At 71.6% G+C, this 20309-nt stretch carries 17 protein-coding genes and 1 tRNA gene; 6 read left to right on the forward strand and 12 right to left on the reverse strand.

All coding sequences use genetic code 11. The features are described from left to right. Window positions 1-9: 9 nt before the first annotated feature. Together ACZ4M5_RS25860 and ACZ4M5_RS25865 are read right to left on the reverse strand one after the other, a co-directional pair. Window positions 10-558 (reverse strand): RNA 2'-phosphotransferase, encoded by a 549-nt coding sequence (locus ACZ4M5_RS25860; protein ID WP_467740195.1) that lies wholly within the window; start codon window positions 556-558, stop codon window positions 10-12. A 143-nt stretch (window positions 559-701) separates the two neighbouring features. Further along, the gene (locus tag ACZ4M5_RS25865; RefSeq protein ID WP_467740196.1) at window positions 702-2459 is read right to left on the reverse strand and encodes an SDR family oxidoreductase; all 1758 of its coding nucleotides are present in this window, start codon (window positions 2457-2459) and stop codon (window positions 702-704) included. A 168-nt stretch (window positions 2460-2627) separates the two neighbouring features. On the opposite strand from ACZ4M5_RS25865, the gene ACZ4M5_RS25870 reads away from it, so the two are divergent. The 5 genes from ACZ4M5_RS25870 (at window position 2628) to ACZ4M5_RS25890 (ending at window position 6540) form a co-directional block, all read left to right on the forward strand. Beyond that, entirely contained in the window at window positions 2628-3596 is a 969-nt protein-coding gene (locus ACZ4M5_RS25870) for an ABC transporter ATP-binding protein (protein WP_398109362.1), read from the forward strand. Next, entirely contained in the window at window positions 3586-4503 is a 918-nt protein-coding gene (locus ACZ4M5_RS25875; RefSeq protein WP_467740197.1) for an ABC transporter permease, read from the forward strand. The genes ACZ4M5_RS25870 and ACZ4M5_RS25875 overlap by 11 nt, the downstream gene beginning before the upstream one ends. Then, window positions 4500-5411 (forward strand): ABC transporter ATP-binding protein, encoded by a 912-nt coding sequence (locus ACZ4M5_RS25880; RefSeq protein ID WP_467740198.1) that lies wholly within the window; start codon window positions 4500-4502, stop codon window positions 5409-5411. Before ACZ4M5_RS25875 ends, ACZ4M5_RS25880 begins: the two co-directional genes overlap by 4 nt. A gap of 9 nt (window positions 5412-5420) precedes the next feature. Beyond that, window positions 5421-6140, forward strand: coding sequence for an ABC transporter permease subunit (locus tag ACZ4M5_RS25885; protein ID WP_467740199.1), 720 nt, complete (start codon window positions 5421-5423; stop codon window positions 6138-6140). 313 nt (window positions 6141-6453) lie between these two features. Next, window positions 6454-6540 (forward strand) — tRNA-Ser (locus ACZ4M5_RS25890). Between the two features lie 124 nt (window positions 6541-6664). On the opposite strand, the gene ACZ4M5_RS25895 is transcribed toward ACZ4M5_RS25890, so the two are convergent. The 9 genes from ACZ4M5_RS25895 to ACZ4M5_RS25935 form a co-directional block, all read right to left on the reverse strand. After that, window positions 6665-7468, reverse strand: coding sequence for an HAD family hydrolase (locus ACZ4M5_RS25895; RefSeq protein ID WP_467740200.1), 804 nt, complete (start codon window positions 7466-7468; stop codon window positions 6665-6667). Next, complete coding sequence (serS, locus tag ACZ4M5_RS25900) at window positions 7465-8742, reverse strand: serine--tRNA ligase (protein WP_467740201.1); 1278 nt, start codon at window positions 8740-8742, stop codon at window positions 7465-7467. The genes ACZ4M5_RS25895 and serS overlap by 4 nt, the downstream gene beginning before the upstream one ends. A gap of 531 nt (window positions 8743-9273) precedes the next feature. After that, window positions 9274-10206 carry a prephenate dehydratase gene (gene pheA / locus ACZ4M5_RS25905; RefSeq protein ID WP_467740202.1) on the reverse strand — a complete coding sequence of 311 codons (933 nt, stop codon included), beginning with the start codon at window positions 10204-10206 and terminating at the stop codon, window positions 9274-9276. A gap of 60 nt (window positions 10207-10266) precedes the next feature. Next, window positions 10267-11556, reverse strand: a complete 1290-nt coding sequence (efeB, locus tag ACZ4M5_RS25910) for an iron uptake transporter deferrochelatase/peroxidase subunit (protein ID WP_467740203.1) — start codon at window positions 11554-11556, stop codon at window positions 10267-10269. Window positions 11557-11562: 6 nt separating this feature from the next. Continuing rightward, a complete protein-coding gene (locus tag ACZ4M5_RS25915) occupies window positions 11563-13476 on the reverse strand; it encodes a copper resistance CopC/CopD family protein (protein WP_467740204.1) in 1914 nt (637 codons plus the stop codon). Between the two features lie 13 nt (window positions 13477-13489). Continuing rightward, the gene (locus tag ACZ4M5_RS25920) at window positions 13490-13957 is read right to left on the reverse strand and encodes a copper chaperone PCu(A)C (RefSeq protein ID WP_467740205.1); all 468 of its coding nucleotides are present in this window, start codon (window positions 13955-13957) and stop codon (window positions 13490-13492) included. Continuing rightward, window positions 13954-14607, reverse strand: a complete 654-nt coding sequence (locus ACZ4M5_RS25925; protein WP_467740206.1) for an SCO family protein — start codon at window positions 14605-14607, stop codon at window positions 13954-13956. The genes ACZ4M5_RS25920 and ACZ4M5_RS25925 overlap by 4 nt, the downstream gene beginning before the upstream one ends. Before the next feature lie 94 nt (window positions 14608-14701). Further along, complete coding sequence (locus ACZ4M5_RS25930) at window positions 14702-15439, reverse strand: YcnI family copper-binding membrane protein (protein WP_467740207.1); 738 nt, start codon at window positions 15437-15439, stop codon at window positions 14702-14704. Window positions 15440-15577: 138 nt separating this feature from the next. Then, window positions 15578-16399: a hypothetical protein gene (locus tag ACZ4M5_RS25935; protein WP_467740208.1), complete on the reverse strand. Its 822-nt coding sequence runs from the start codon at window positions 16397-16399 to the stop codon at window positions 15578-15580. 222 nt (window positions 16400-16621) lie between these two features. On the opposite strand from ACZ4M5_RS25935, the gene ACZ4M5_RS25940 reads away from it, so the two are divergent. Then, the gene (locus ACZ4M5_RS25940) at window positions 16622-17086 is read left to right on the forward strand and encodes an ATP-binding protein (protein ID WP_467740209.1); all 465 of its coding nucleotides are present in this window, start codon (window positions 16622-16624) and stop codon (window positions 17084-17086) included. 87 nt (window positions 17087-17173) lie between these two features. On the opposite strand, the gene ACZ4M5_RS25945 is transcribed toward ACZ4M5_RS25940, so the two are convergent. Next, on the reverse strand, window positions 17174-20167 hold the full coding sequence (locus tag ACZ4M5_RS25945; RefSeq protein WP_467740210.1) for a glycine--tRNA ligase: 2994 nt from the start codon (window positions 20165-20167) through the stop codon (window positions 17174-17176). Window positions 20168-20309 lie beyond the last annotated feature (142 nt).

The raw sequence follows: 20309 nt of genomic DNA on the forward strand, positions 1-20309 counted from the left end.
TGCAGCCCGTCAGTGGGGTCCGGGACATCGCAGATACCCCGGTGGCACCGCTGCGGTCAGCCACACGCCGTTCTCGCTCACCTGGAAGACATGGCCGTCGCGGTGCATGGCGGCCGCGTCCACGCCGAGCACGACCGGCCGTCCACGGCGGGCGCCCACGCGGGTGGCCGTCTCGCGGTCGGATGAGAGGTGTACGGCGTGCCGGTTCATCGGCCGGAGACCCTCGGCCCGGATCGCCTCCAGGTGACGGGCGACGGTGCCGTGGTAGAGATGGGCCGGCGGAGTCGCCGGTGACAACCCGAGGTCGACCTCGACGCTGTGACCCTGGCTGGCACGGATCCGGCTGCCCGCCACGGCGAACCGGCGCTTGTCGTTGGTGGCCACGACCTGGTCCAGCTCGTCCCGGGTGAACCGGAAGCCGTGTGCGGCGGCCGCGGCGATCAGGGTGTCGATCTCCACCCAGCCGGCCTCGTCCAGCGTCAGGCCGATCCGCTCAGGTTGGTGGCGCAGGTGCTTGGAGAGGTATTTCGACACCTTCACGGTGCGTCTTTGGTCCATCCCACCAGGGTGCTGGAGAGACGTGAATCACGCGATCGAGTTTTGTACGCCAGGTTTGATCCACAACCAAGTGATGTTATCCACAGGGAAAGTAGGCTCCACTGTGGACAACTGACGCTTTGGCGCCGGGTGTTGGCGTCCTCTCACACGGGGGGACTGATCCGGGCGATCCGGCGCAGCAGCCCCGGAGCGACCCGGGCCAGCAGTCGGGCGCCCCGCGCCTCCGGTGTCACCGGCACCACCGCGGCATCGTCTGCCACCGCCCGCAGGATCGCCCGGGCGACCTTCTCCGGCGGGTAGTTGCGCAACCCGTACAGACGGGCGGTGCGTTGCTGGAGCCGCTTCTCCTCCTGGGCGTCGACCCCGGCGAACCGTGCCGTGGACGTGATGGCCGTGTTGACGAAACCGGGGCACACCGCCGTCACCCCGATCCCCTGACCGGCGAGTTCCGCCCGCAGGCACTCGCTGAGCATCAGCACGGCCGCTTTCGAGGTGCTGTACGCCGGAAGGGCACGGGAGGGCTGGTAGGCAGCGGCGGAGGCCACGTTCACGATGTGGCCGCCCTGCCCGCGCTCGGCCATCCGCCGGCCGAAGACCCGGCAGCCGTGGATGACACCCCACAGGTTGACGTCGAGGACCTTCTTCCAGTCCTCCGGCGTGGTGTCGAAGAAGGAGCCCGACAGCCCGATACCGGCGTTGTTCACGAGCACGTCGACCACACCGTGGTCGGCGGCGACCTTCTCGGCGAGCTTTTCCATGCCCTGCTCGTCGGACACGTCGGCCGTCTCCGCCCACGCTCCGGCCGCGCCCGCCAGGCGGGCCGACTCGGCCGTGCGGACGGCCGCCTCCGCGTCCCGGTCGACCGCCACCACGCGTGCTCCCGCAGCGGCGAACGCCAGCGCCGTCGCCCGTCCGATGCCGCTGCCCGCCCCGGTGACCAGTACGAGCTGTCCTGCGAAGCGCTCGGCGTGCTCCCCGCTCGCCGGCACCGGTGAGCGCCCGGCCTCGACGGACGTCACGAACGCGCCGATCCACGAGGCGAGCTGGTCCGGACGGGTCCGCGGGATCCAGTGCCCCGCCTGTACGGTCCTGCGTGTCAGCTGTGGAACCCACTGCTCCAGGTCGTCGGTGAGCCGCTCCGAGAGGAACCGGTCCTCCAGCGGTGTCACGAGCTGCACGGGCGCGTGGGCACGGGCGTCGGTGCGGGGAACCCGCAGCCGGGACCGGACGTTGTCCCGGTACAGCCAGGCGCCGTGCGCCGCGTCCGAGGGCAGGGAGGGGAGCGGGTAGTCGCCCGCGGGCACCTTCTCGACGCGCTCCAGGACCCTGGGCCAGCGCTTGCCGAGCGGGCCGCGCCAGGCCAGCTCGGGCAGCAGGGGCGTCTGCAGGAGGTAGACGTACCAGGACCGGGCGCCCTGCCCGAGCAGCTGGCCGATGCGGCGCGGGGTGGGCCGTTTCAGCCGCCGGGTGATCCAGTGGCCGAAGTGATCGAGGGAGGGACCGGAGATCGACGTGAACGAGGCGATGCGCCCCTCCGTGCGCCGCACGGTGGTGAACTCCCAGGCCTGCACCGATCCCCAGTCGTGGCCGACCAGATGCACCGGCCGGCCGGGGCTCACCGCGTCCGCGACGGCGAGGAAGTCGTCCGTCAGCTTCTCCAGCGTGAACCCGCCGCGCAGCGGCCGCGGCGCCGTCGACCGGCCGTGGCCGCGGACGTCGTACGCCACCACGTGGAAGTCACCGGCGAGTCGCGCGGCGACCTCGGACCACACCTCCTTGGTGTCGGGGTAGCCGTGCACCAGGACGACCGTGGGCCGTCCCGGGTCCCCCAGCTCGGCCACGCACAACTCGACCCCGCCGGTCCGGACCCTGCGTTCGCGCGCGCCCCTGAGCAACGTCATCCGGCGAATCTGGCAGTTGTTAGAGAGTTCGTCAATAGGGTGCCCCGAGCCCCGATACCCCTGGAGAAGCAGGTCCCCTAAGGGCGCCTAATACTCCAGGCTGACCCCAAGACAGCTCTGCGGAGTGACGACCGCCACGCGTGCACCCCCTACGGTCGAACCGTGACTGTGATCGCGACCGAAAGCCTGAGCAAGCGGTTCCCCCGGGTGACCGCGCTTGACCGGCTCTCCGTGGACGTCGGGCCCGGTGTGACCGGACTCGTCGGAGCCAACGGGGCCGGCAAGTCCACACTGATCAAGATCCTGCTGGGTCTGTCCCCCGCCACGGAGGGCCGCGCCGCAGTGCTCGGCCTCGACGTCGCCACCCAGGGCGCCGCCATCCGCGAACGCGTCGGGTACATGCCGGAGCACGACTGCCTGCCGCCGGACGTCTCGGCCACCGAGTTCGTCGTCCACATGGCGCGGATGTCCGGCCTGCCCGCCACGGCCGCGCGTGAGCGCACCGCCGACACCCTGCGCCACGTCGGCCTGTACGAGGAGCGCTACCGCCCCATCGGCGGCTACTCCACCGGCATGAAACAGCGGGTGAAGCTGGCGCAGGCCCTGGTGCACGACCCGCAACTCGTCTTCCTGGACGAGCCGACCAACGGCCTGGACCCGGTCGGCCGGGACGAGATGCTCGGCCTGATCCGCCGCATCCACACCGACTTCGGCATCTCGGTCCTGGTCACCTCGCACCTGCTGGGCGAACTGGAGCGCACCTGCGACCACGTGGTCGTGGTGGACGGCGGCAAGCTCCTGCGGTCCAGCTCCACCACGGACTTCACCCAGACCACGACCACCCTGGCCATCGAGGTCACCGACTCCGACGAGCACCCGGACGGCACCCGTGCGGTCCGTGAGGCGCTGCACGCGCGGGGGGTGAGTGTCGAGGACGGCAGCGGCCTGCCGGGCGCCGGCCACATCCTCCTGCTCACCGCGCAGGGCGAGGAGACGTACGACCTGGTCAGAGACGTGATCGCCGACCTCGGGCTGGGTCTGGTGCGCATGGAGCAGCGCCGGCACCACATCTCCGAGGTCTTCACCACCGGCGACCGGAACGAGCAGCGGAAGGAGGCGGTCGGCCATGGCGGTTGAGCACTCCACGGGGGCACCCGCCCCGGCACCGGGTGACCAGACCCGCATCCACAACATCGGCTACCGCAGCTACGACGGACCGCGCCTCGGCCGCGCCTACGCCCGCCGCTCGCTGTACTCGCAGTCCCTGCGCGGCTCCTACGGCCTCGGCCGCTCGGTGAAGTCCAAGGTGCTGCCGATGCTGCTGTTCGTGGTGATGTGCGTGCCCGCGGCCATCATGGTCGCCGTCGCGGTCGCCACGAAGGCCAACGAACTGCCCCTGGACTACACGCGCTACGCGATCGTCATGCAGGCCGTCATCAGCCTGTACGTGGCCTCGCAGGCGCCCCAGTCGGTCTCGCGCGACCTGCGCTTCCGGACCGTACCGCTGTACTTCTCGCGGCCCATCGAGACCGCCGACTACGTCCGCGCCAAGTTCGCGGCCCTGGCCTCTGCGCTGTTCATCCTGACGGCCGCCCCGCTGCTCGTGCTCTACGTGGGCGCTCTCCTGGCCAAGCTCGACTTCGCCGACCAGACCAAGGGATTCGGACAGGGACTGGTGTCCGTGGCACTGCTCTCACTGCTCTTCGCCGGCATCGGCCTGGTCATCGCGTCCTTCACCCCGCGCCGCGGCTTCGGCATCGCGGCCGTGATCGCCGTGCTGACCATCACCTACGGTGCCGTCTCCACCCTCCAGGCCATCGCCGACGCCCAGGGCAGCGGCGACGCCGTGCCGTGGATCGGACTGTTCTCGCCGATCACGATCGTCGACGGGGTGCAGTCCGCGTTCCTGGGCGCGACCTCCGCCTCCCCCAGCGGGGTGGGCCCGAGCACCGCCGAGGGCGTCGTCTACGTCCTCGTCGCCCTGGGCCTGATCGCGGCGAGCTACGGCCTCCTGATGCGCCGCTACAAGAAGGTGGGACTGTGACCACGCTCAGCATCGACCACGTCTCCCGCTGGTTCGGCAACGTGGTCGCCGTCAACGACATCACCATGACCATCGGTCCCGGCGTCACGGGCCTGCTGGGGCCGAACGGCGCCGGGAAGTCCACCCTCATCAACATGATGGGCGGCTTCCTCGCCCCCTCCACGGGCACGGTCACCCTCGACGGCAGGCCCGTCTGGCGCAACGAGGAGATCTACCGGCACATCGGCGTCGTCCCCGAGCGGGAGGCGATGTACGACTTCCTCACCGGCAAGGAGTTCGTCCTCGCCAACGCCGAACTGCACGGGCTGGGCGCCAAGGCGGCGCAGAAGGCCCTGGCCACGGTCGAGATGGAGTACGCGCAGGACCGCAAGATCCAGACGTACTCCAAGGGCATGCGCCAGCGCGTGAAGATGGCGAGCGCCCTGGTGCACGACCCCTCGCTGCTGCTGCTCGACGAGCCCTTCAACGGCATGGACCCGCGTCAGCGCATGCAGCTGATGGACCTGCTGCGCCGCATGGGCGACGAGGGCCGCACGGTGCTGTTCTCGTCCCACATCCTCGAAGAGGTCGAGCAGCTCGCCTGGCACATCGAGGTCGTCGTCGCCGGGCGGCACGCCGCCAGCGGTGACTTCCGCAAGATCCGCCGCCTGATGACCGACCGGCCGCACCGCTACCTGGTGCGCTCCAGCGACGACCGCGCCCTCGCGGCCGCGCTGATCGCCGATCCGTCGACGTCCGGCATCGAGGTCGACCACGCCGAGGGCGCGCTGCGCATCCAGGCCGTCGACTTCGGCCGCTTCACCGCGCTGCTGCCCAAGGTCGCCAGGGACCACGGCATCCGGCTGCTCACGGTCTCGCCGTCCGACGAGTCCCTCGAGTCCGTCTTCTCGTATCTCGTCGCGGCGTAGGAGGCCCTGATGTACGACCCCACAGTCGCCCGGCTCACCTACCGGGCCCTGCTCGGCCGGCGCCGGGCCCTCATCCTGGGCGCCCTGCCGCTGCTGCTGATCGTGATCGCCGTGGCGGTGCGCGGCCTGGCCGGAGCGGACGACCAGACCGCGGCGGACCTGCTGGGCGGGCTCGCCCTGGCGACGATGGTGCCGATCATCGGCGTCATCGCCGGCACCGGCGCGATCGGCCCGGAGATCGACGACGGCTCGGTGGTGTACCTGCTGTCCAAGCCGATCAAGCGACCCACGATCATCTTCACCAAGCTGATCGTGGCCGTCGCCGTGACCATGGTGTTCTCGGCGGTGCCGACGCTCGTCGCCGGGTTCATCCTGAACGGCAACGGCCAGCAGGTCGCGGTCGCCTACACGGTGGCAGCCCTGGTCGCGTCCATCGCCTACGCGGCCCTGTTCCTGCTGCTCGGCACGGTCTCGCGGCACGCGGTGGTGTTCGGCCTGGTGTACGCCCTGGTCTGGGAGGCGCTGTTCGGCTCCCTGGTGCCCGGGGCGCGCACGCTGAGCGTCCAGCAGTGGGCGCTGGCCGTCGCCCAGAAGGTCTCCGGCGGGGACCTGGTCTCCTCCGACGTCGGCCTGACCACGGCGACGGTCCTGCTGGTGGCCGTCACCGTGCTCGCCACCTGGTACGCGGGCCAGAAGCTGCGCTCCCTCACCCTCGCCGGCGAGGAGTGACGTAGGGCCGTGCCCCGTCGGGGGCCTCACCCCCGTCGGGGCACACCGACGAGCGCGGCGCTAATTCGGTGGCGCCCGATGCGCCCGGCGGGCACAGTGGTCGTGTCCCCGCCGGGCGAGAGGCCCGGCGTCACGTTCTGGGAGAGGAGCGGGACGATGCCCCTGCACGGCAGTACGTCCAGCTCCCTTCAGGGCAGCCCGCGGCCGGTTCCGGAGTAGTCACCACTCCTCCGTGGAGCCCGCACCGCACGGGGAGCTGCCCGGGGCGGCCGCTTCGAGCACGCGAACCGCACATCGCGTGGGCCGCCCACCCGGAGGATTGGCCGAGTGGTAAGGCACTGGCTTGCTAAGCCATGGTCGGGCTGGAAGGCCCGCGCACGTTCGATCCGTGCATCCTCCGCCGAACACCCGAACACCCGAACACCCGAACACCCGAACACCCGGACCCGAACACCCGAGACCACCGAGATTCCAGGCGCCGACCTCGGCCGGCCGGCCGGAACGCCGGGCGCGCGGCCCGGCGTTCAGCCCAGCATCCGCTCCAGCACCACGGCGATGCCGTCCTCGTCGTTCGACGACGTCACCTCGTCGGCGACCGCCTTGAGGTCCTCGTGGGCGTCCGCCATCGCGACGCCGTAGGCGGCCCACCCGAACATCGGTATGTCGTTGGGCATGTCACCGAAGGCGATGGTGTCGGCCGCCTTCATCCCGAGCCGGCGGGCCGCCAGCGACAGCCCGGTCGCCTTGGACAGGCCGAGCGGGAGCAGTTCGACGATCCCCGCGCCCGCCATGACGACGGTGACGAAACCGCCCGCGATCCGCGAGGCGACCTCGCACAGCTCGTCGTCCGAGAGGGTCGGGTGCTGGATGTACAGCTTGTTCAGGGGCGCGCTCCACAGGTCGGAGGCGTCCGTGAAGGGCGTGGCGGGCAGGGTGCCCTGCACGGCGTAGCCCGGGCCGACCAGCACCTCGCCGTCCAGGCCGTCACGGCTCGCCGCCATGTACAGCGGACCGACCTCCGCCTCGATCTTGGCCAGCGCCACCCCCGCCAGCTGCCGGTCCAGCGTCACCGACGTCAGCAGGCGGTGCGCGCCTGCGTCGTAGACCTGGGCGCCCTGGCCGCAGACGGCCAGCCCCTGGTAGCCCAGGTCGTCCAGGATGTGCCGGGTCCAGGGGACCGCGCGGCCGGTGACGACGATGTGGGCCGCGCCCGCCGCGGTGGCGGCGGCGAGCGCGTCACGGGTGCGCCGGGAGACCGTGTCGTCGGAGCGCAGCAGCGTCCCGTCGAGGTCGGTCGCGACCAGCTTGTACGGAAGGGCGGCGGTCACTTCGCCACCGGCTCCAGGACCTCGCGGCCGCCGAGGTAGGGCCGCAGCACCTCGGGCACGCGCACCGAGCCGTCGGCCAGCTGGTGGTTCTCCAGGATCGCCACGATCGTGCGCGGGACGGCGCAGAGCGTGCCGTTGAGCGTGGCCAGCGGCTTGACCTGCTTGCCGTCACGGACGCGGATGGACAGCCGGCGGGACTGGAACTCGGTGCAGTCCGAGGTCGAGGTCAGCTCGCGGTACTTGCCCTGGGTCGGGATCCACGCCTCGCAGTCGTACTTGCGGGCGGCCGAGGCGCCGAGGTCGGCGCTCGCCACGTCGATCACCCGGAACGGCAGCTCCAGCGAGGTCAGCCACTGCTTCTCCCACTCCAGCAGGCGCTGGTGCTCGGCCTGGGAGTCCTCGGGGGAGACGTAGGAGAACATCTCGACCTTGTCGAACTGGTGCACGCGGAAGATGCCCCGGGTGTCCTTGCCGTGCGAGCCGGCCTCGCGGCGGAAGCAGGGCGAGAAGCCCGCGTAGCGCAGCGGCAGGCGGTCGGCGTCGAGGATCTCGTCCATGTGGTACGCCGCCAGCGGCACCTCGGACGTGCCGACCAGGTAGAGGTCGTCGTCGGCGAGGTGGTAGACGTCCTGGGCGGCCTGGCCGAGGAAGCCCGTGCCCGCCATGGACTGGGGCCGGACCAGGGCCGGGGTCAGCATCGGTGTGAAGCCGGCCGCGGCGGCCTGGGCCATCGCCGCGTTGACCAGGGCGAGCTCGAGCAGGGCGCCCACGCCGGTCAGGAAGTAGAAGCGCGAGCCGGAGACCTTCGCGCCGCGCTCGACGTCGATCGCGCCGAGGATCTGCCCGAGCTGCAGGTGGTCCTTGGGCTCGAAGCCCTCGCCGGCGAAGTCGCGGATCGTGCCGTGCGTCTCCAGGGTGACGAAGTCCTCCTCGCCACCCACCGGCACGTCCGGGTGGACGAGGTTGCCGAGGCGGAGGAGGAGTTCCTGGGTCTCGGCTGCCGCAGCGTCGCGGTCGGCGTCGGCGGCCTTGACGTCGGCGGCCAGCTGACCTGCCTTCTTCAGCAGCTCGGCCTTCTCGTCCCCGCTCGCCTTGGGGATGAGCTTGCCGAGCGCCTTCTGCTCGGCGCGCAGCTCGTCGAAGCGGACGCCGGACGACCTGCGCCGCTCGTCGGCAGACAGGAGGGAGTCGACGAGCGCGACGTCCTCTCCACGGGCGCGCTGCGACGCGCGCACACGGTCGGGGTCCTCACGGAGCAGGCGAAGGTCAATCACGCGCCCAAGGCTACCGGTGTGGGGTGACCACCTACGACTCACTATTCCGCGCGTCCTTTACGGGGTGTTATGGACGAAATGCGCAGCGTGTCAATATGGGTCGCCCAACTCCCCGGAACGGGGCATCCGGCGAGCGTCGCCTTGACTCGAATTCCTTGCGGCGGGCGGGACTTGGGCCGCGGTTGTCCACAGCGGTCCCCCTGGTCGGAAAAGTTATCCACAGGCTGTGTGGAAGATCTGTGGACTTCGGAATGGATCACTCCGGAAACGCCGAACACGCTCGGGAATTCGCAGGACAAACCCTCCCTACCCTCACCTTCGAGTGGAAAGGGGTCACCTCGAAGGGTGACGCAAGGGGAAACAGTGGACGAAGGGTGACCTGGCCGCCGATGGCCGCATCGAGCCCCAGAAGGGCGATTTGTCGACTGACGTACGGTTCGTTGTCGACTTGTCCCCAGGTCGAGAAGCGGACCTGTGGATAACTTCTGTGGACAACGACTGTCCGCAGGTATGACCGGGTCCCGACCGGGTCTAGAAGCGGCCGTCCTGGCAGCGCGCGACCCAGTCGGCCGCCGCCACGAACTCGTCGTCCGAGGTGCCCGGCCGCGGAGGCTGCAGTTCTCCCGGCCGCACGTCCGCACGCGGATAGCTGCCGAGGTAGCGCACCTGGAGGCAGATGCGCTTCAGGCCCATCAGCGCCTCGGCGACCCGTCGGTCGGAGATGTGGCCCTCGGCGTCGATGCAGAAGCAGTAGTTGCCGATGCCCGCGCCGGTGGGCCGGGACTGCAGGAGCATCAGGTTGATGCCGCGGGTGGCGAACTCACCCAGCAGGTCGCGCAGGCCGCCGGGGTGGTCGTCGCGCTGCCACAGCACGACGGACGTCTTGTCCGCGCCGGTCGGCGCCGCAGGCCGGGCGGGGCGGCCGACCAGCACGAACCGGGTCTGGGCGTTCTCGGCGTCGTGGATGCCGGTCTCCAGGGCCTCCAGACCGTAGCGGGCGGCCGCGAACTCCCCCGCGAAGGCGGCGTCGTAGCGACCCTCCTGGACCAGCCGGGCGGCGTCGGCGTTCGAGGCGGCCGACTCCCAGTGGGTCTCCGGCAGGTGCCTCCTCATCCAGTTGCGCACCTGGGGCTGGGCGGCCGGGTGCGCGGAGACGGTCTTGATGTCGGACAGCTTCGTGCCCGGGCGCACCAGCAGTGCGAAGGTGATGGACAGCAGCACCTCGCGGTAGATCATCAGCGGGGCGCCGGCGACCAGTTCGTCGAGGGTGGTGGTGATGCCGCCCTCGACCGAGTTCTCGATCGGCACGAACGCGGCCTCGGCCTCGCCTGCGCGGACCGCGTCGAGCGCGGACTGGACGGACACGTACGGGATGAGCTCCCGGGTGGCGGCCTCGGGAAGCGTGCGCAGGGCGACTTCGGTGAAGGTGCCCTCGGGGCCGAGATACGCATAGCTCGCTGGCATGACCTCACCCTAATGGGCCCGCGGAAGCCCTGTTTCCCGCGCGCGCACTCCGTCCCGCGCTCAGCCCTCCAGCAGCCGCTGCCCCACGTATTCGCCCTCCGCGGCCCCGCCCGGCACCGCGAACAGCCCGCTCGACTCGTGCCGGATGAACGGCGACAGGGCGTCGCCCCGGTCGAGCTTGCGCTGCACCGGCACGAAGCCGCGCAACGGATCGGCCTGCCAGCAGATGAAGAGCAGACCCGCGTCGGGCGTCCCGTCGGGGTCGATGCCGTCGTGGAAGGAGAACGGGCGGCGCAGCATCGCGGCACCGCCGTTCTGGTCGGGGCGGGTGATGCGGGCGTGGGCGTTGATCGGCACGACGAGATTGCCCTGGGCGTCCGTCTTCTCCAGGTCCATCGCGGTCGTCTCGGTCCCCCCGGACAGGGCTGCCCCGTCCGACTTGCGGCGTCCGATGACGTTCTCCTGGGCCTTGCCCGAGAGCTTCTCCCAGTCGTCGAGGAGCATCCGGATGCGGCGGACGACGGCGTAGGAGCCGTTCGCCATCCAGGCGGGTTCACCCGTTTCGGGGACGAAGATCCGCCGCTCGAAGTCCTCCTCGTCCGGCTTCGGGTTCCGCGTGCCGTCGATCTGGCCCATCAGATTGCGGGCCGTCATGGGGTGGGCCGTGGCGCCGGGCGAGCGGTTGAAGCCGTTCATCTGCCAGCGCACCCGGGCGGCCCGGCGCGCGTCCTTCTGGATCGCGCGCAGGGCGTGGAAGGCGACCAGCGCGTCGTTCGCGCCGATCTGCACCCACAGGTCACCGTTGCTGCGGTTCTTGTCGAGGCGATCGGAGGAGAACTCGGGCAGCGGGTCCAGGGCGACCGGCCGCTGCTTCTCCAGGCCGGTGCGGGCGAAGAAGCTGTGACCGAAACCGAAGGTGATCGTCAGCGACGAGGGCCCCGCGTCACGGGCCACGCCGGTGTCGTCCTGCGCGCTCGGCTCACCCTCCATCAGCCGTCGGGCCGTCTGCGACCAGCGGCGCAGCAGGGCGGCGGCCTCCTTGCGGCCCGCGCCCGCGGTGAGGTCGAAGGCGACGAGATGGCCGCGGGCCTGGAGCCCGTCGGTGATGCCGGGCTGATGTTTCCCGTGAAACATCGAGCGGCCGGTGCCGAGCGAGGTGAGGGGGGCGGCCGCCTCGGACGGGGCGGCCGCGTAGCCCACGGCGGCGCCCGCGGTGCCGAGCACGAGCCCGGTGGCGCCGGCGGTGCCGAGCAGACGCCGCCGGGAGATGCCCTCCCCGGCCGGGGCCGCCGCGGTCTCCCCCGGCACGGCGCCGGGGGTGCGGGTCTGCGGAATGGACTGGTCAGCCATGGTGGTTCAGCCGATCTGCGCGTTCTTGGTGACGGTCACCTCGTCGATGTCGGAGGTCCGCACGGTCACGTCGACCTGCCAGTCGCCGGCCATGGGGATCTGCACTCCGTTCGCCGACCAGTGTCCGGTAGCGATGTGGTCCGGGACGACGGGCAGCGGCCCGATGTCCTTGGCCTTGAGGGTGAAGTCGACCTTCACCTCGGGGATGTCGAACGCCCGGCCGTTGGGGCGCTCCACGTAGACGTGCATCTCGTTGTCGCCCACGCGGGCGGGGTCGATGTCGATCGTGACGACGCCCTTGCCGTCCTCGCCGCCGGTGTCGAAGGGCATGTTCAGGGTGAGCGCCCCGGACGTCCCCGCCTCGGCGGAGGCGGCGGCGGAGGACTGCGTGGCCGCCTTGGCCTCCTCCTCCGTGCGTCCCGGCTCGGTCTGCGTCAGCACGGTGGTCACGGCGAGCAGGACGACGGCGACCCCGGCCTCGGCCAGCACGGAGCGGCGCAGGCCGAAGCGGTTCGGATCGGCGTCCCGGATCTTCTTCTGCCGGGCGGCGTCCCGGGCGGCCCGCTGCCGGGCGAGCTGGGCGGCCCGCCGGGCGTCGGCGGGCTCGGACGCGCCGGCGTCCGCCGAGGCCTCCGGCCCCGTGCCGACCCGTGCCGTCTCCCGCTCCTCGGCGGCGGGCGGTACCGTCTGCGCCAGCCGGCCCGTCCACCGCCGCGAGATCCACGCGACTCCGACGAGCACGACGACCAGCGCGATCTTGGCCAGGAGCAGCTGGCCGTAGCGGGTGCCGGTGAAGGCCGTCCAGGAGCCGAGCTGGCGCCACGACTGGTACGCGCCCGTCACGATCAGGGCGACGACGCTGCCGAACGCCAGCCGGGAGAACCGGTGGACGGCCGGAGCGTCGACGGGTGAGCCGGCGGGCGCCCGGTACAGGGCGATCAGCAGCGCGCCCAGTCCACCGAGCCAGGCGGCGGCGGCCAGCAGGTGCAGCACGTCGACCGGCATGGCGATCCCCGCCTGGAGCCCGACCGAGGCGTGCTCGGACATCGCCCAGCTCGCCGCGAGCCCGGCCGCCACGACGGCACCGCCGATCGAGAGCCCGAAGGTGAGGTCCCGCCGCTCCTGAGGGTCCTCGCGCTTGTCGTACGCCCCGAACAGCACGGCGATGAACAGCGCCGCCGCGGCGAGCAGCAGCAGCCGGGAGACCAGGGCCGCTCCGGTCTTGGTCTGGAGCACCTCCCCGAGCAGGGACAGGTCGAAGACGTCGGAGACCTTTCCGGAGCCGGTGAAGGACCCGCGCAGGAGCAGCAGGGCCAGGGTCGCCGCGGTGAGGGCGACCCACCCGGAGACGACGTACCGCTGCACCGGCCGCACCCCCGAGCCGCGCGGCCAGCAGGCCAGCACGAAGGCGGCGCCGCCGGCCATCACCAGGAATCCGGCGTAGGACACGTACCGGCCGAAGCCGTAGAGCCAGCCCACCACCCCGTCGTCGGTGGTCTGTCCGGAGACGGACACGGACGTCTTGGAGGGGGCGCCGATGGAGAAGGTGTACGCGCCCGCGACGGGATGGCTGTCGGCCGACACGACCTGGTACGCCACGGTGTAGGTCCCGTCGGGCAGCCCCGAGTGCAGCCGCACGGCGTACGTCGTGCCGCTGACGTTGGACGGCTCGCCGGTGTCGACGCGCTTGCCCTCGGGGTCGAGGACGCGCAGCGAGTCGTCGGACACCGCGACCTGCTCGGAGAAGGTGAGCGAGATCCGGGCGGGGGCCTGGTCGACCACCGCCCCCTGCCCGGGGTCGCTGCCGGTGACCGCGGCGTGCGCGGAGACCGGTCCGGCGCCGGCGAACAGGGCGCAGACGGCGGCCAGGAGCAGCAGCACCAGGATCCGGACACGGCGGGGGGCGATGGTCTGCGTCACAGGGGTCCCTCCCTCAGTGTCCGGTCTTCGGGGTGTAGGTCGCCGGCTTCACCGGCATCCGCACCGTGACGGGCGCGGAGTGGGCGAAGTGCAGTTCGACGGAGACCGTCTGGCCCTCCTTCGGCCTGCGCTTCAGCTCCTCGAACATCAGGTGGTCGCCTCCGCTGCGCAGCTCCAGCCGGCCGCCCGCGGGGATCTCCAGGCTCTCGACCTCCTGCATCGCCCCGTCGACGGTCTCGTGCACGGTGACCCGGCCGATGTCGCTGGTGACCCCGGTCAGTTCGTCGTCGGCGCCGCCCTCGTTGGTGACGGTGAGGAAGCCGGCCGCCATGTCACCGGACATCGGCTGCGGCATGTAGGCCGAGCCGACGGTGAGTTCCGCCTTGCCGGAGCCGGAGTCGCTGCCGGACGCGTCGCCGCCGCAGCCGGCCAGCGCGAGCGCCCCGGCTATGGCGAGGGCGGCCGGGCCGGTGCGCCTCACGGGTTCTCCCCCTTGAGCAGTGCGGGGAGGTCCCTGGTGTAGTCGTCGACGGTCGCGTCCTCGCCGTAGAGCACGTAACCGCCGTCGGTCTTCGGTGAGAACGCGATGACCTGGGTGCCGTGCTCCGAGACGAGTTTGCCGTTCTTGTCCTTCCGCGTCGGCTCGATGCTGATGCCGAGGGTGCGGGCGCCGGCCTGGATGGTGGGGAAGTCACCGGTGAGGCCCACGAAGGCGGGATCGATGCCCTTCAGCCATGTGCCGAGTTCGGCCGCGGTGTCGCGCTGCGGGTCGGTGGTGACGAACACGACGCGCAGCTCGTCCTGTTCGGCCTTGGGCAGCTGCTTCTTGGCGACGGCGATGTTGTTCATCGTCAGCGGGCACACGTCGGGGCAGTGGGTGTAGCCGAAGTAGATCAGCGTGGGCTTGCCCGCCGTCTCCTTGCGGAGGTCGTACTTCTTGCCCTGGGTGTCGGTCAGGACCAGGTCCGGCTTCTCGAAGGGCTGGTCGAGGACGGTGGCGGCCTTCTTGCTGCCGGCCTGCTCCGAGACCACGGACACGGGCTTGCCGTTGTCGTCGCCGCTGCCGCACGCGGTCAGGGTCAGGGAAGCGGCGGCGAGCAGGGCGGCCGCGGCGAAGGTTGTGGTGCGCATAGAAAAATGTCCCAGATGTCGGTGTCCCGGCGCGCACCGGGGAGCCCCCGCGGTGGGAGGGCGGTGCCCCGGTGCGTGCCGTACGGAAGCAGCCTCAGGCGGTGCGCCGGCGTCCGGCGAGCACGCCGTAGGCGACGCCGGCCGCGCCGACCACGATGCCCACGATGCCGAGGACGCGGGCGGTGGTGTCGGTGCCGTCCGAGGAACCGGAGTCGGCGGCGGTGTGCGCGGACGTCTTCTCGGCCTTCCCCTCGTCGGAGTCCGACCCGGCCGACGAGCCGTGGTGCCCGTCCTCGGAGGCGGCGGACAGCTCCAGCACCGGGGCCGGGTTGTCGGGCTCCTCCTTGCCCTCCTGCGGCACTTCGATCCAGCGGACGACCTCCTTGTCGGAGTACGTCTGCAGCGCCTTGAAGGCGAGGGTGTCGGTGTCCTCGGGCAGCTGGCCCAGGGAGACGGGGAACTTCTGGAAGTACCCGGGCTGGATGCCCTTGCCGTCGGCGGTCCAGGTGACCTTGGAGACGGCCTCGGAGATCTTCTCGCCGTGCATCTCCAGCGGCTTGTCGAGCTTGGACTTGGTGACCTCGACCTTCCAGCCCGGCACCGGCTCCGGCATGACGGAGGCCAGCGGGTGGTCGGTCGGGAAGTTCACCTCGAGCTTGGTGGTCGAGGCGTCGTCGCGCTCGTTGGGGACCTTGAAGTTCACGACCGCGTAACCGCCCTTGGCGGCCGTGCCCTCGGGCTGCACGGTGACGTGCGCGAAGGCGGGGGCGGACAGGGCGAGGACGGCGACACCGGCGGCGGCACCGGCCGCGGCAATACGGGAAACCTTCATGGAAGGAAGCACTCCGCTGTGAGAGTCGGCTACGACTGTGGAAGAGGGATACGCGCACGCGCGCACGCCGCACGACGGCGGCAGCCTCTCCGAGCCGTCCGGTACACAGGGCGGATCAGCGGAGGGATGGTCGCGTCGTCAGGCGGCCAGGGCGAGTGCGGACACGGAAGCCGCACCGGCCGGTGGACCGCGCCGGATCACCGAGTGCTGAAGGGCGACGGCGCACGGCAGCGGCGCGGCGGGCCGATCGGCCCGCACCGGGCGCGGACCCGCCTCGAGGGCGCCCGGGAGTCCGGCGCGCAGGGCGCGCACGAACGCGAGCGCACCACGCAGGGAGCGCATCAGCGCCCCTTCGGCGACGCCCTGCGCGGACAACTCGGTCAGCCGCAGCAGCGCCAGGTCGCCGCGACGCAGCAGCCACCCGGCCGCGAGGGCCGCGAGGACGTGGCCCAGCAGCATCGGCAGGGACGGCCACAGCGAGGCGGACGACCCCGGGGCGACCGTCCCGGCCAGGTGGGTGTGCGCTCCCGCGGCCGGATCGATCCGGGCGTCGGTGAGGATCCTCTGCGCCTGTGCGGGACTGATGGCCGCGGCCGTCGTGCCGCAGACGAGGCGTGCCGCCTGCTGGACCAGGGCGGCATCGCTCCCACCCGCCGGGGCGGAGGCCCCGACGGCGGCCGTGCCGTGCTGGCCGAGGCCGAACAGGACGTGCAGCACCGTCTGGCCGGCCGCGAGCAGGGCCGCTACCCCGGCCAGCGAGCGCACCCGCCCGGCGAGCGGGGCCGCCACGAGGACCACCCCGAGGAATCCGGCGCCCAGCGTCCACAGCGGGACGCCGTCGCAAGAGGCGAGCGCGTGACCTGCCCCGGCCAGCACGACACAGACCGCGGCGAACACCGCGGCCCGCAAAATCCGGAGCGGATCTCCGGAGCGCGTCGCGCGCGCGTGGGGGGCAGTCATGGCGGGCTCATCATCGCACTGGCCCCGCGGGCCCCGTACGGCAGGTCCACAAGATGCCGTACGACCGGAACGTCACCCTCTGGCCCCGCCCGCCCCTACATACACCGATCAGGACCAGCCCGCATCCGCCATATGGGCGGCCTGACGACGACTTCACGCTTACACCCGGGGACTGAGGGCAATACGTAACGGTATGTCGAGGCACAGCCAGGAGGCTGGAGCATGAGCATCTGGTGGTCACTCCATCTGCGGCGGGACGCCGCGAGCGTGCCCCTCGCCCGGCGCCTGCTGATCGGCACGATGGAAACCGCGGGCGTGGACCCCGACATCTCCTACGACCTCTCCGTGGCCCTCACCGAAGCCTGCGCCAACGCCGTCGAGCACGGTGGGGAGCAGGGCTGCGGCCCGGGCTCGGAGGCCTACCGGGTCACCGCGTACCTCGACGGCGAGACCTGCCGGATCGAGGTCGCGGACGCGGGCCCGGGCTTCCCCGGGGCGTCCGCCGAGCGGCCCCGGCCGCAGATCAGGCCGGCTCACACGGACGCGGAGCACGGCCGGGGCCTGTGCCTGATCGAGGAGCTCGCCGACCACGTGCACATCGGGAACAAGCCGGGCCGGGGCGGAGCCGTGGTGAGCTTCGACAAGGTCCTGAAGTGGCGCGAGAACGCACCGCTGATGGCGGTCTGACAGCGCCGGTCATGTCGGTCTGACAGCGGCCCCCGTCCAGCAGCGGGACGGTGTTTCACGTGAAACGTCCGCCCCGCCCCCGGTCCTCTACAGCGCTCCCCAGTCCAGGGTCGTCCGCGCCAGCCCCGCCACCTCCGTCAGCAGCGCCAGCCGCGCCGCCCGGACCGCCGGGTCGGGGTCCATCACCAGCACCTCGTCGAAGAAGGCGGCGATCGCCTCGACCAGCGGGGCGGAGACCTCGATGAGCGCGCCGAGATCGTCCTCACGGCCTTGCAGGGCCTCCCGAACGGCCCGGGCGCTCTCGGCGAGGCGCAGTTCGGCGGGAGCGGTCAGCACGGAGAGGTCGGCCTCTGCGACGCCGCCCTCGGGCAGGATCCGCACGACCCGCTGGAAGGCGGCCGCCAGCGCCTCGAACGCCTCGCTGCCGACGTGCCGCTCCAGCGTGGCCAGCGTGCGGTCCCCGTGGGCGGGCCGGTCGGCCCACACCAGGACGGCCTGGACCAGCCGGTGCTCGTGCCCGGCGTCCGTGAGCTGCTGCTCATAGCGCCGGGTGATCAGCTCGGCGGCCTCGGCGACCCGCTCGGCGGGCACCTCGACGCCCTGCGCGGCGTAGCGCACGGCCGCCGCGCGCAGTCCCTCGCGCACCCGGACGCCGGCCACGGCGGGCAGGCTGCGCAGGACGTTGAGCAGCCCGATCGCGGCCCGGCGCACCCCGTACGGATCGGAACTGCCGGTCGGTGCGGCCCCGATGATGAACATGCCCGTGACCAGGTCGAACCGGTCGGCCAGGGACAGGACGGCCCCCGCGTCCGAGGCGGGCAGCTCCCCACCCGCCGCGCGCGGCAGCTCCATCTCGGCCAGGGCACGGGCGACCTCGGCGGACTCCCCGGCGTGACGGGCGTACTCCTCCGCCATCACACCGGCCAGCCCCGAGAACTCGATCACCATCTGGGAGGCCAGGTCGAACTTGGCCAGCGCACCGGCCCGCCGGACGACCGCCACCGTCTCCTCCTGGAGCCCGGCGCGTCCGGCCAGGTCCAGGGCGAGCTTGGCCAGCCGGTCGGCACGGTCGGCGACCGTGCCGAGCCGGTCCTCGAAGGTCAGCTTGTCCAGGCGCCGCCGGAACTCCTCGGGTGCCACCTTCAGGTCCGCCCGCCAGAAGAACGCGGCGTCCTCGTAGCGGGCGCGCAGCACCGCCTCGTTGCCCGCCCGCACCACGTCGTCGTCGCACAGGGCGTTGGCGAAGGTCACGAAGTGCGGCATCAGCCGGTCGCCGTCCAGCACGGGCAGGTAGCGCTGGTGCTTGCGCATCACGGTGGTCAGGACGCTCGCGGGCAGTTCGAGGTAGCGCTCGTCGAACGACCCGCGCACGGCGTAGGGGAACTCGAGGATGTCCGTGATCTCGTCGATCAGCCCGGACTGGGCCTCCAGATCGATCCGCCCGCCCACCTCGGCGGCCGCCTCCACGGCACCCCGCACGACCGCACCGCGCCGGGCGTCCCGGTCCAGGAGGATGCCGTGCATGTGCAGGAAGTGCGGATAGCCCTCGGCGGAGGTGACCCGGACCTCCGGGTAGGGGGCCTGGCGCTGCACCCGGGTGGTGTCGCCCGAGGACAGCGAGGAGACCACCACGGGCAGAGGCGTGCGGCCCAGCAGCGCCAGCAGCCAGCGCACCGGGCGGGAGAACGACAGGCCCGGATCGCTCCAGCGCATGTTGCGCCCGGCCCGCAGACCGGACACGACCTCGGCCAGCAGATCGCTGAGCACCTCGACGGCCGGGCGGCCCTCCTCGTGCCGGGTGACCGCCACGTACGCGGTGCCGTTGACCTCGACCGTGCGCACATCGGCGGGTTCGGCGCCCTGGCTGCGGGCGAAACCGAGCAGCGCGGGGGTGGGGGCGCCGTCCTTGTAGGCGGCGGCGACCTTGGGGCCCCGTACGGTCCGCATGGTGTCGTGCTCGCGGGGCTGCACGCCGTCGATCGTGATCACGATGCGCCGGGGCGTCGCCATCACGGTGATCGTCCCGTGGCCCAGCCGGGTCTCGGCGAGCTTCGCGGTGATCGACGCGCGCACGGCCTCGGTGGTGGCGGGGACGTCCGCGTACGGCAGCTCCTCCACGCCGATCTCGAACAGCAGGGTCTCGACGCCGGACACCTTGGGCAGCGGCGCCCGTTCGGCCGGGGCCGGTACGGCCGCCACGCCCAGCGGGTGCTCCAGTGCCGCCCGGCGCTGCTCCCACAGCTTCGCGGTCTCGTGCGTCAGCCCGCGCATCAGCGAGAACGCCTTGGCCCGCTCGGTGGTGCTGATGGCACCGCGCGCGTCGAGCACGTTGAAGGTGTGGCTGCACTTGAGCACGTACAGATAGGCGGGGACGGGCAGTTCCAGGTCGAGCAGGCGCCGGGCCTCGGCGGCGTACGACTCGAACAACCGGTGATTGGTGTCGATGTCCGCGTCGTCGAGGTAGTAGCGGCTCATCTCGTACTCGTTCTGCCCGAACACCTCGCCGTAGGTGATGCCCGGGGCGTACGCGATGTCCTTGAAGTGGGACACGCCCTGAAGGTTCATCAGGATGCGTTCGAGGCCGTAGGTGATCTCCACCGACACCGGGTCCAGCGCGACTCCGCCGACCTGCTGGAAGTAGGTGAACTGGGTGATCTCCATGCCGTCGAGCCAGACCTCCCAGCCCAGGCCCCAGGCGCCGAGCGCGGGTGAGGCCCAGTTGTCCTCGACGAACCGCACGTCGTGGGCGTTGAGGTCGACACCGAGGGCGCGCAGGCTGCCGAGGTACAGCTCCTGCGGGTTGCCCGGATCGGGCTTCAGGATCACCTGGAACTGGGTGTGCGTCTGCAGCCGGTTGGGGTTCTCGCCGTAGCGCGAGTCGTCCGGCCGCACGCTGGGCTCGACGTAGGCCACGCTCCACGGCTCCGGGCCGAGCACGCGCAGGGCGGTGGAGGGGTTGGCCGTACCGGCACCGACCTCGGTGTTCAGCGGCTGCGTGATCATGCAGCCGTTGTCGCTCCAGTACTTCTGCAGGGTGAGGATGGCGTCCTGCATGGTCAGTGCGGTCTGAACGTTGTTCATGGTGATCGCGCCCGTTCCCCGAGTCGGCCCGGCAAGGTCGGCCATGATCTCATACGTCAACCAGCGCTGACCTGCTCTTTCTTGACCAGGCACAACAGGCGGCACGGCACAGCGGGGCGCGGGGGAGCCTGCCATACGGTTC

It is taken from the genome of Streptomyces sp. NPDC026246, assembly GCF_055567995.1.

Coding starts and splice junctions, on each gene's coding strand:
- ACZ4M5_RS25860 (WP_467740195.1), bottom strand. CDS start 558: ATGGACCAAAGACGCACCGTGAAGGTGTCGAAATACCTCTCCAAGCAC.
- ACZ4M5_RS25865 (WP_467740196.1), bottom strand. CDS start 2,459: ATGACGTTGCTCAGGGGCGCGCGCGAACGCAGGGTCCGGACCGGCGGG.
- ACZ4M5_RS25875 (WP_467740197.1), top strand. CDS start 3,586: ATGGCGGTTGAGCACTCCACGGGGGCACCCGCCCCGGCACCGGGTGAC.
- ACZ4M5_RS25885 (WP_467740199.1), top strand. CDS start 5,421: ATGTACGACCCCACAGTCGCCCGGCTCACCTACCGGGCCCTGCTCGGC.
- pheA (WP_467740202.1), bottom strand. CDS start 10,206: ATGCCAGCGAGCTATGCGTATCTCGGCCCCGAGGGCACCTTCACCGAA.
- efeB (WP_467740203.1), bottom strand. CDS start 11,556: ATGGCTGACCAGTCCATTCCGCAGACCCGCACCCCCGGCGCCGTGCCG.
- ACZ4M5_RS25925 (WP_467740206.1), bottom strand. CDS start 14,607: ATGCGCACCACAACCTTCGCCGCGGCCGCCCTGCTCGCCGCCGCTTCC.
- ACZ4M5_RS25930 (WP_467740207.1), bottom strand. CDS start 15,439: ATGAAGGTTTCCCGTATTGCCGCGGCCGGTGCCGCCGCCGGTGTCGCC.
- ACZ4M5_RS25935 (WP_467740208.1), bottom strand. CDS start 16,399: ATGACTGCCCCCCACGCGCGCGCGACGCGCTCCGGAGATCCGCTCCGG.
- ACZ4M5_RS25940 (WP_467740209.1), top strand. CDS start 16,622: ATGAGCATCTGGTGGTCACTCCATCTGCGGCGGGACGCCGCGAGCGTG.
- ACZ4M5_RS25945 (WP_467740210.1), bottom strand. CDS start 20,167: ATGAACAACGTTCAGACCGCACTGACCATGCAGGACGCCATCCTCACC.